Source organism: Rossellomorea sp. GQ25 (genome assembly GCF_059758515.1).
The window spans coordinates 380,187-389,226 of the sequence record NZ_JCAXEQ010000005.1; the positions used below are offsets into that span (position 1 = coordinate 380,187).

Sequence of the window (9,040 nt, forward strand, 5' to 3'; positions counted from 1 at the left end):
GTTAAGTGTTTAATTGTAAATGCCGGTATTCATTTGGTGTCATACCGACGTGCTTTTTAAATACTTTACTGAAATACTTTTCATTCCCATACCCTACACCATAGGCGACTTCATAAATTTTCAAATAAGGATTTTCTAGCAGTTTCTTCGCTTTTTCCATCCGGATATTCGTGACGTAATCCGTGATGGTAGATCCATGATCCTGTTTGAACTTACGTGAAATGTATTCCCTGCTTAAGTAAAAGCGACCGGCAATGTCCTGAAGATTGATATCCTCTTGATAATGCTGCTGAAGATATTCTTCAATCTGCTGCATATTGTTCTTTTCCCGCTGATACTTTGCCTTTGAAAGGGTTTGAATTAATTCACTGAACTCTTTCGCCTTTTCCTCTTTAAATTTCCTGAACGAAAACGAGCCATCTTCATTCCAATAATCCAGCCCCCTGTAAAATGGTTCTTGATGCTGAATTTCGTATTCTTTCAACCAATTATTCCGTAATAACTCAAATTGATTTTCCCAAACCTGGAGCTGTTCCAGTGAGAGGGCATGCCCCGTTTCCATCTGTGAAAATATTCCATTCAAGTGGGACTGAACTTGATCCCCGCTTCCCGAACGGATTGCCCATTTTAATTCATTGGAGTGATCCAATAAATGCAGCAGGGACTGTCTTTTCACATCTTTATGGGTGACGATTTTCTTTTGATCAAGCAGGGTATGCTTAAGATAAACTTGTAAAGCAGATTCATACGCTTCGTTTATTTTCTTAGACTTCTGCCCAAGAGCAATGATCGTAAAGAGTTTGCTATATTGATAGATCAATGAGTAGATTTCCTCTAATAGATACGTTACATTTCTATCATTCCAGAAGAGAATCACAAGCTCTTCTTCTTTGTTCCCATTCCGGAAGCAAACCCCATCATTTTGCTTTCGCAGCAATTCATTGCAAATATTGATAAGGGTAAAAAAGGCCAGGTCCCGGTCTCCTTGAAAGGATTTCATCACGATCGGTTTGATGGGGATGAGGGCAACGGTCTTTGAAAGCTTTGTAATGGCAATCCCAAATTCATTTTCGACCTTTTCAACCATCTCTGTGGTAATGCTCTCCTTCGCACAGAGACTTGAGAATAACCGATCCCAATAAAGGGGCTTTACCTCATTCATCACTCGATTTTCCTCTACTTGAGATTTTCTTGATTGAGCCTGTTCATTCCATTCTTTTACCGCTTTATCCAGTGTTTCATTTAACACATCCGGTTCAATCGGCTTCAGAATATAATCAAAGCTTCTATAAAAGATCGCGTTTCTCATATACTCGAAATCATCATACCCGCTTACAACGATGGTTTTGCTTTTAAGGTCAGAGGCATGAAGCCATTTTAAAAGGGTGATGCCATCCTGTTTCGGCATCCTCATATCAGTGAAAATGATTTCCGGCCGGTGCTCTGTGATCAATTCGATGGCTTGGTCTCCATCTTCCGCCTCCAGAATAGTGTGGATCCCATGCTTGTCCCATTCCGCTAATAAAAGTAACCCCTCACGCACATGCTTTTCGTCGTCAATGATGATTGCTTTCATTTGCTTCACCTTCCATTCTTATTGGCAGCCTCATGGTGACCATAAAGCCTCCCTCATCATGATTTTCAAGCTGTAAAGTGGCCTGGTGGTCATAGTAGAGCTTTAAGCGAACATACACATTCTTCAGTCCGATATTGGTCTCATCCCCCGTTTTATTCCATGCATCTGCTTTAAAATGATCCCCGATTTCCCGAAGTCTGCTTTCGGTTACGCCGACTCCATTATCACGGACAATCATCACCAGTTCCCCCTCATCCTGAAAGCAGGATAACCATATACGTCCTACCCCGTCCCGGATATCGAAGCCGTGTTTGAAGTAGTTTTCAATGAGAGGCTGAAGGATCATCTTCGGTACTGGGATCTCCTTCACCTCTTCTTCTACCTCTACACTATATTCCAGGTGCTCTCCGAAACGCTCTTTTTGTAAAAGAAGATAGGCGTTTGTGTAATTGATTTCCTTGCTTAATGGAACTACATCCTCCTCCATATTCATCCCGTACCTCATTATTTTGGAAAGGTGGGTGATCAGGGAATAGATTTGCGGCACCTTGTTCTTCAAAGCAATCGTTCCAATGGATTGCAGGGCATTATAGAGAAAATGCGGATTGATTTGAGATTGGAGAACCTTTAATTGATTCGTCTTGTTCTCGAGCTCCAACTTGTACTCACGGTTGATCAGATGATTGATCCGTTCGATCATCTGCTGAAACCGGAAGCCGAGGATCCCGATTTCATCGGAACCGAACGATTCAGACTGTACCTTCATATTCCCTTTTTCAACCTGCTGGATATTTTGAAGCAGAATCCTTATTGGTGATGTAATCTTAAAAGATACAAAGAGCGTCGCAAGGACCACTAGGGATAATCCAAGTACTCCGAATAAAATATTAATCTTTGCCACACTAAATGCGCTTTCATAAAGATTTACGTAAGGAACCCGTTTCACTAACAACCAACCGCCGGCTGAAGCAGGAAGCTGATCGTACATCATCACCCCGTTAAAGGAATCCTCTTTCCACTCGAGCGTCCCTGATACATCCTTTGATTTCACAATCCGCTTGATCCACTTCTGATTGTTTACATCATCCGACACATCCCGGTCCGAGCTATAAATCATTTCCCCTTCGGAAGAAAGAAGATAAAATTCCTCTGACTTAGCATTATATAAGTTTCTACTCAAATCGATAATCTTGTCAGGAGAAACCTCCAATGAAATATACGCAAGCACCTCATCACCGGGAACGTTTCGGAATGCCCGGTGAATCGTGACAATATCCTTCGACCGGTTAATATTCTTTTCTTCCTGACTATGGGTTGGTTCAATATACATGTTATAAGGGCTGCGCTCTGCATTTCTGAAGGATTCCCATTGTGAATCTCTTACCTTATTGGAAAATACAACGGTAGAGCGCTTTGTTGCCGAGATGACGCGGTCACCATCGGCGAAGGAAATACGTACCCCGTTAATTGTATCACCCGTGTAGAGAATCGTTTGCACAACATTCTTTACAATGCCGATCGTTAAGTAATTATTCTCTTGACTGGGTGATCTCATGAAGTTAATAAAATCAGGATGATTATAGAGTGATAAAGTTAATCCGTTGAGCTCATTAATATAGCTCTCCAGATTCACCTTTCCCTGATAAAGAAGATTGCTGCTCTCCTCCACCACCTGCTCCTCTATGGAATCCTTCGTATACAAATATGTAATAATAATCGAACTGCCAAACGGCACAATCGTCGTAATCATCAACAACACAATCAACTTATTCCGAATGCTGGTCTTTAACATGAGGGACGGACCTCCCAGGTCTCACTTATACACTAGTATAAAATGTTTTTCCCTGCTCTTGGAAGTATTTTTTCGAAATATTCCCATTAAACTTATAAAATAGAAAGCATGCCCTAAATAGACATGCTTTCTATTATTCGATTTACTTCAAGTTATCCCATGTTTGTTGGAATCGCTCAAGTACAGTATCGTAATCAATTTTCCCTGCGGCATATTCCTGGATCGTTGCAGCGAATTCCTTATTCGCTCCATCCGGCCATTTGAACCAAGTCCAAGGAATCGTCTTCTCTTCTTTAGAGTAGTCAAGGATGGACTGTCCTAAATCACCAAGACCATTTGGCTCGATGTTATCGAATGCTGGGATGAATGCAAACTCTTCCGTGATATAACGCTTACCAGTTTCAGATGAAACCATCCACTCCAAGAATGTTTTCGCTTCTTCAAGATGCTCAGAGTTCTTGTTTAATACCCAGTTATTCGGTACACCTACTGGAAGGCGATCAGCACTATCATCATTGCTGATAGAAATTGGAAGGAAGCCCATATTGATTTCAGGATTGATCTCAGTGATCATGTTCTCAGTCCAGTTTCCTTGTTGAAGCATCGCAGTTTCACCAGAAGCAAATAGCGTTACTTGTGTATTGTAATCCGTCGTTAATGGATTATCATTTGCATATTTAAGCTCAGCATCTAAAACTTCTTTGAATTGCTTGAACTTTTCGTTTCCTACAATTTTCTCAGAACCGTCATAAAGTCCGGCGATGAACGCATCCGGATCCTCCTGCTGAGCAAAAGGAATGTTAAGTAAATGTTGACCAATTACCCACCACTCGCCGTAACCAGCAGAGAAAGGTGTGATTTTCTTCGCTTCCAGCTTTTTCGCAGCGTCTTTTAACTCATCAATCGTTGCAGGCGGCTCAGTGATCCCCGCTTCTTCAAATAAATCTTTATTATATACAAATCCGTAGCCTTCAAGGTTAACCGGCATACCATAAAGCTTGCCGTCTTCATCCGTCATCGGAACTTTACCGATCGGAAGAACATGATCAACCCATGGCTCACCAGAAAGATCCGCTAACTTCTCTTTCCAAAGCTCTAACTCTTTAAAACCACCGTTGTTGAAAATGTCCGGCTCTTCACCAGAAGCAAATTTCGCTTTCAAAGCTGCACCGTAATCGGCACCTCCACCAACTGTTTCAAGCTTAATCTTAATGTTTGGATGCTCAGCTTCGAACTCATTAATCATTTCTTGAAGCTGATCAGCAATTTCAACCTTGAACTGGAAGAAATTAAGGGTTACTACATCGTCACCTGATCCAGACTCCCCACCTGATTTGCTTGAAGTGTCTTTAGAAGAACAGCCGGCAATAATTCCAAATACTAAAACCAAAGACATACAAAGTAAAATTATACGTTTCATAAATGGATTGACCTCCCTGATATAAATTATTTTATATAAATTTCTGTATCAATGATAGACCATCGCGACAGAAATTTTATATCTACTTGATTGACCCTGAAGCAATACCTTTGATGATATGCTTCTGTAAAAATAAGAAGAAAATGATGATCGGTGTAATGCCAAGCACTAACGCTGCAAGACCCATATCCCATTGCTTCGTATACTGAGCGAAAAACGAACTTGCTGCGAGTGGAATCGTACGCAGTTCTGCATCCTGTAATACAAGAAGTGGAAGCAGATAGTCATTCCAAATCCATAAGGTGTTCAGAATGATCACGGTCACTGTTATTGGCTTAAGTAATGGGAATACGATTCTCCAGAACACACCAAACTGACTGCAGCCATCAATCATCGCGGATTCTTCAATCTCAATCGGAACGGTTTTCACAAATCCATGATACAAGAACAGAGAAAGTGGTACCCCAAATCCGAAGTACATGATGATCAATCCTGGAATGCTATTCGTAAGTCCTAACGTCCCCCCGACCTTCATAAGAGGAATCATCACCGTCTGGAACGGAATGACCATGGCTGAAACAAAGATGACAAATAAGATTTTGCTGAACTTCCCTGGCGTACGAACCATTTTCCACGCCGCCATGGAGCTGATGATCACTAATCCAATATTACTGAAAACGGTGATGACCAAGGAGTTCCAGAAAGCACGGGGGAAATTGATGATCTCCCACACCTTCGCATAGTTAGAGAAAACAAATTCCTTAGGCCACGCCGCCGCATCGATCAAGATCGCAGCAAATGGCTTCACTGAGTTAATTAGTACGAAGTAGAAAGGAATAAGGAAAATGAGCCCTATGACAATACCGATAATCTCTAATACAAACGTTCTTTTCGTATAGCGATTGCCCATTACGCCTGAACCTCCTTCTTCTTCGTCACCATCACCTGAATCGTCGTAAACACTGCCACTACCACAAAGAACAGGATCGATTTCGCTGTTCCAAGGCCATAACGGTTGTTTTGGAACGCTTCTTGATAAATATTGATCGCCACAGATTGTGTAGAATTGAATGGTCCCCCACCTGTTAAGGAGATGTTCAAGTCGAATATCTTAAAGGCCATTGAAATCGTCAAGAAGAAACAAATCGTGAACGCCGGTAAAATCAATGGAATGATTATTTTCGTCAACAACGTCCAGTTTGATGCTCCATCTATCCTCGCTGCTTCCAAAAGTGAATTGTCCACCCCTTGCAATGCCGCGACATAGATGACCATCATATAACCACTGATCTGCCATGCAAACACGATGACAATCCCCCAGAATGCCGTCGTCTCATCACCAAGCCAAGGCATTTTAAAGAATCCAATCCCCGTCATATTCCCAAGTGATGAAAATCCTTTAACAAAAATGAACTGCCAGATGAACCCGAGTAGCAATCCACCGATCACGTTCGGAATAAAAAACACTGTCCGCAAAATATTACGGGTTTTCAATGCCGCATTTAACAGTAACGCAAATCCAAAACCTATTAAGTTACTAATAATCACAGCCGCAAACATAAACTTCGTCGTAAACATAAAGGAATTAAAGAACGTCTTATCATCCGTAAAGATTTTCTTATAATTCTCAAACCCAACCCACTCAACAACCGAGCTGACACCATTCCATGAAGTAAACGAATAATACACACCCATCAAGAACGGAAGAATCTGAATCACTAAGAAAAATAAAAGTGCCGGTCCAACAAAGGCAGCATACGTCAGCAAGCTCTTATACTTAAACTTCTTCTTCGTCACTGCTTTCATTTGTACGTCTGGGCTTACTGGCCCAGTCTGAATCTTTGGTTCCACCCGTATCACCACCCCTAATTATGTAATCGCTTTCTTACATTATAATGGTAGCGCTTTCTTAAAAAGGGGAACTCAATTGACAAAGAAGGTGCAAAATTTTGACTAGATGGGGTTGGTTTGAGTGTGGTGTGGGTAAATGAAAAGGTTGGGGGTTATTGTGTCGTGGTGGATTGTGGTGTGGTGAGTGTGGGGATCAATTCATGTGTAGTTGGAATTTGAGTGAGGAGGACTAGTTGGGAGGGATGGTGTGAATTTGAAAATAAATATGGGGAATTTGAAAATAAAATAGGAAAATTGATAATAAATGTAGCAAAGTCGATAATAAATATAGCAAAGTTGATAATATATCTACCAAACTCGAAATTAATTATCAAAACCTGATAAAATCTAGCCTTTACAGCATTAGACAGTTGCTTTTTCATGTCAATTTAACCAATTTCACTTCCATACTTCCCTAAAAACCTCATTTTATTTCTATACTAGTCATGTTTTAACTCAATTCCTGTATAAAAAGCTACCTAATACTATCTATAAAATTAAGAAACCTTCCAATATCATCTGATTCTTCTTAAAATAAAGCAGCTTGCTCACCGATTTATACCCAAACCCATCAACCCTTACACTCCTCACTACCCACATATTATTTTTGAGCTTCTAAACAACAAAAAAGACTTCCTCTAATGAGAAAGTCTATCGTATGTAAGTTGGAGCGGGTGAAGGGAATCGAACCCTCATCATCAGCTTGGAAGGCTGAGGTTTTACCACTAAACTACACCCGCATATGGTACCGGTGGCCGGGATCGAACCGGCACTCCAGAGGAACACGATTTTGAGTCGTGCGCGTCTGCCAATTCCGCCACACCGGCATTTCATTTGGAGGCGGCAACCGGATTTGAACCGGTGATCAAGGTTTTGCAGACCTATGCCTTACCACTTGGCTATGCCGCCTTAATATTGGAGCGGAAGACGGGATTCGAACCCGCGACCCCCACCTTGGCAAGGTGGTGTTCTACCACTGAACTACTTCCGCACTACTGGGCTAGCTGGATTCGAACCAACGCATGTCGCAGTCAAAGTGCGATGCCTTACCGCTTGGCTATAGCCCACTGATAGTATATGTCACGGAAATGAAAATGTGACTTTTATGGGGCGACTGATGGGAATCGAACCCACGAATGCCTGAACCACAATCAGGTGCGTTAACCACTTCGCCACAATCGCCATAATGAAATTGGCAGGGGTAGTAGGAATCGAACCCACACCAAAGGTTTTGGAGACCTTCGTTCTACCTTTAAACTATACCCCTATATTGAGTCTTATTTTGCTTACGCAAAGTAATGATAGATATTTTGCTTACGCAAAAATCTTTGGTGGAGGGGGGCAGATTCGAACTGCCGAACCCGAAGGAGCGGATTTACAGTCCGCCGCGTTTAGCCACTTCGCTACCCCTCCATATAAATCACTCGGATGGTGCCGGCAAGAGGACTTGAACCCCCAACCTACTGATTACAAGTCAGTTGCTCTACCAGTTGAGCTACACCGGCATCAAGTAATAGTGATAAATGGTGGCTCAGGACGGAATCGAACCGCCGACACATGGATTTTCAGTCCATTGCTCTACCAACTGAGCTACTGAGCCACTATGTATAATAAAAGTGGCGGTCCGGACGGGACTCGAACCCGCGACCTCCTGCGTGACAGGCAGGCATTCTAACCAACTGAACTACCGGACCAAAAGTTTTTACGATAGCAGAATATTTTACCTTGAATTGTGCCAGCAAAATAATGTTCATTACCTCACGACAGCGAAAATAACTATCCAAGCGTGACTCATTAAGGATTATGCATCCCTAAGTCAAAAATGGTATTGCGGGGACAGGATTTGAACCTGCGACCTTCGGGTTATGAGCCCGACGAGCTACCGAACTGCTCCACCCCGCGACGATATAATATGTTAATTTTCTCTGAGAGAAAATTTTGTAGGTTTATTTTGCTTTCGCAAAAAAACTTGGTGGAGGATGACGGGATCGAACCGCCGACCCTCTGCTTGTAAGGCAGATGCTCTCCCAGCTGAGCTAATCCTCCAATATAATAATTGATTTGTTTTCACTTTCGAATAAAAAGTGTTGGTGACCCATACGGGATTCGAACCCGTGTTACCGCCGTGAAAGGGCGGTGTCTTAACCGCTTGACCAATGGGCCTAAATAAGAAGAAATGTTATGGCGGAGAGCAAGGGATTTGAACCCTTGAGACAGCATTAACCGCCTACACGATTTCCAATCGTGCTCCTTCGGCCACTCGGACAGCTCTCCATATGATGGCTCCGCAGGCAAGATTCGAACTTGCGACCGATCGGTTAACAGCCGATAGCTCTACCACTGAGCTACTGCGGAACGATAT

General features: G+C 42.3%; 5 protein-coding genes and 16 tRNA genes. All 21 read right to left on the reverse strand.

The features are described 5' to 3' along the window. Nucleotide 1: 1 nt before the first annotated feature. Entirely contained in the window at nt 2-1,576 is a 1,575-nt protein-coding gene (locus AC6CIB_RS17625; protein ID WP_498282855.1) for a response regulator transcription factor, read from the reverse strand. Then, complete coding sequence (locus AC6CIB_RS17630) at nt 1,557-3,368, reverse strand: sensor histidine kinase (protein WP_498282857.1); 1,812 nt, start codon at nt 3,366-3,368, stop codon at nt 1,557-1,559. Before AC6CIB_RS17630 ends, AC6CIB_RS17625 begins: the two co-directional genes overlap by 20 nt. Before the next feature lie 142 nt (nt 3,369-3,510). Further along, nucleotides 3,511-4,788, reverse strand: coding sequence for an ABC transporter substrate-binding protein (locus AC6CIB_RS17635; RefSeq protein WP_498282859.1), 1,278 nt, complete (start codon nt 4,786-4,788; stop codon nt 3,511-3,513). Nucleotides 4,789-4,870: 82 nt separating this feature from the next. Further along, nucleotides 4,871-5,698, reverse strand: coding sequence for a carbohydrate ABC transporter permease (locus AC6CIB_RS17640; RefSeq protein WP_148968227.1), 828 nt, complete (start codon nt 5,696-5,698; stop codon nt 4,871-4,873). Then, nucleotides 5,698-6,639, reverse strand: coding sequence for a carbohydrate ABC transporter permease (locus AC6CIB_RS17645; RefSeq protein ID WP_498282861.1), 942 nt, complete (start codon nt 6,637-6,639; stop codon nt 5,698-5,700). Before AC6CIB_RS17645 ends, AC6CIB_RS17640 begins: the two co-directional genes overlap by 1 nt. A gap of 705 nt (nt 6,640-7,344) precedes the next feature. Next, nucleotides 7,345-7,418, reverse strand: a tRNA-Gly gene (locus AC6CIB_RS17650). Nucleotides 7,419-7,421: 3 nt separating this feature from the next. Then, nucleotides 7,422-7,505, reverse strand: a tRNA-Leu gene (locus tag AC6CIB_RS17655). 8 nt (nt 7,506-7,513) lie between these two features. After that, nucleotides 7,514-7,587 (reverse strand) — tRNA-Cys (locus tag AC6CIB_RS17660). Nucleotides 7,588-7,594: 7 nt separating this feature from the next. Next, a tRNA-Gly gene (locus AC6CIB_RS17665) sits at nt 7,595-7,669 on the reverse strand. A 4-nt stretch (nt 7,670-7,673) separates the two neighbouring features. Continuing rightward, a tRNA-Gln gene (locus AC6CIB_RS17670) sits at nt 7,674-7,745 on the reverse strand. A gap of 39 nt (nt 7,746-7,784) precedes the next feature. After that, nucleotides 7,785-7,860, reverse strand: a tRNA-His gene (locus AC6CIB_RS17675). 11 nt (nt 7,861-7,871) lie between these two features. Next, nucleotides 7,872-7,945 (reverse strand) — tRNA-Trp (locus tag AC6CIB_RS17680). A gap of 62 nt (nt 7,946-8,007) precedes the next feature. Further along, a tRNA-Tyr gene (locus tag AC6CIB_RS17685) sits at nt 8,008-8,091 on the reverse strand. 16 nt (nt 8,092-8,107) lie between these two features. Beyond that, nucleotides 8,108-8,183 (reverse strand) — tRNA-Thr (locus AC6CIB_RS17690). 19 nt (nt 8,184-8,202) lie between these two features. Further along, nucleotides 8,203-8,278 (reverse strand) — tRNA-Phe (locus tag AC6CIB_RS17695). A 17-nt stretch (nt 8,279-8,295) separates the two neighbouring features. Next, a tRNA-Asp gene (locus AC6CIB_RS17700) sits at nt 8,296-8,372 on the reverse strand. A gap of 134 nt (nt 8,373-8,506) precedes the next feature. Continuing rightward, nucleotides 8,507-8,580 (reverse strand) — tRNA-Met (locus AC6CIB_RS17705). Between the two features lie 68 nt (nt 8,581-8,648). After that, nucleotides 8,649-8,724 (reverse strand) — tRNA-Val (locus AC6CIB_RS17710). A 42-nt stretch (nt 8,725-8,766) separates the two neighbouring features. Further along, nucleotides 8,767-8,841 (reverse strand) — tRNA-Glu (locus AC6CIB_RS17715). Nucleotides 8,842-8,860: 19 nt separating this feature from the next. Beyond that, a tRNA-Ser gene (locus AC6CIB_RS17720) sits at nt 8,861-8,952 on the reverse strand. A gap of 6 nt (nt 8,953-8,958) precedes the next feature. Beyond that, a tRNA-Asn gene (locus AC6CIB_RS17725) sits at nt 8,959-9,033 on the reverse strand. Nucleotides 9,034-9,040: the final 7 nt, after the last annotated feature.

Coding starts and splice junctions, on each gene's coding strand:
- AC6CIB_RS17625 (WP_498282855.1), bottom strand. CDS start 1,576: ATGAAAGCAATCATCATTGACGACGAAAAGCATGTGCGTGAGGGGTTA.
- AC6CIB_RS17630 (WP_498282857.1), bottom strand. CDS start 3,368: ATGTTAAAGACCAGCATTCGGAATAAGTTGATTGTGTTGTTGATGATT.
- AC6CIB_RS17635 (WP_498282859.1), bottom strand. CDS start 4,788: ATGAAACGTATAATTTTACTTTGTATGTCTTTGGTTTTAGTATTTGGA.
- AC6CIB_RS17640 (WP_148968227.1), bottom strand. CDS start 5,698: ATGGGCAATCGCTATACGAAAAGAACGTTTGTATTAGAGATTATCGGT.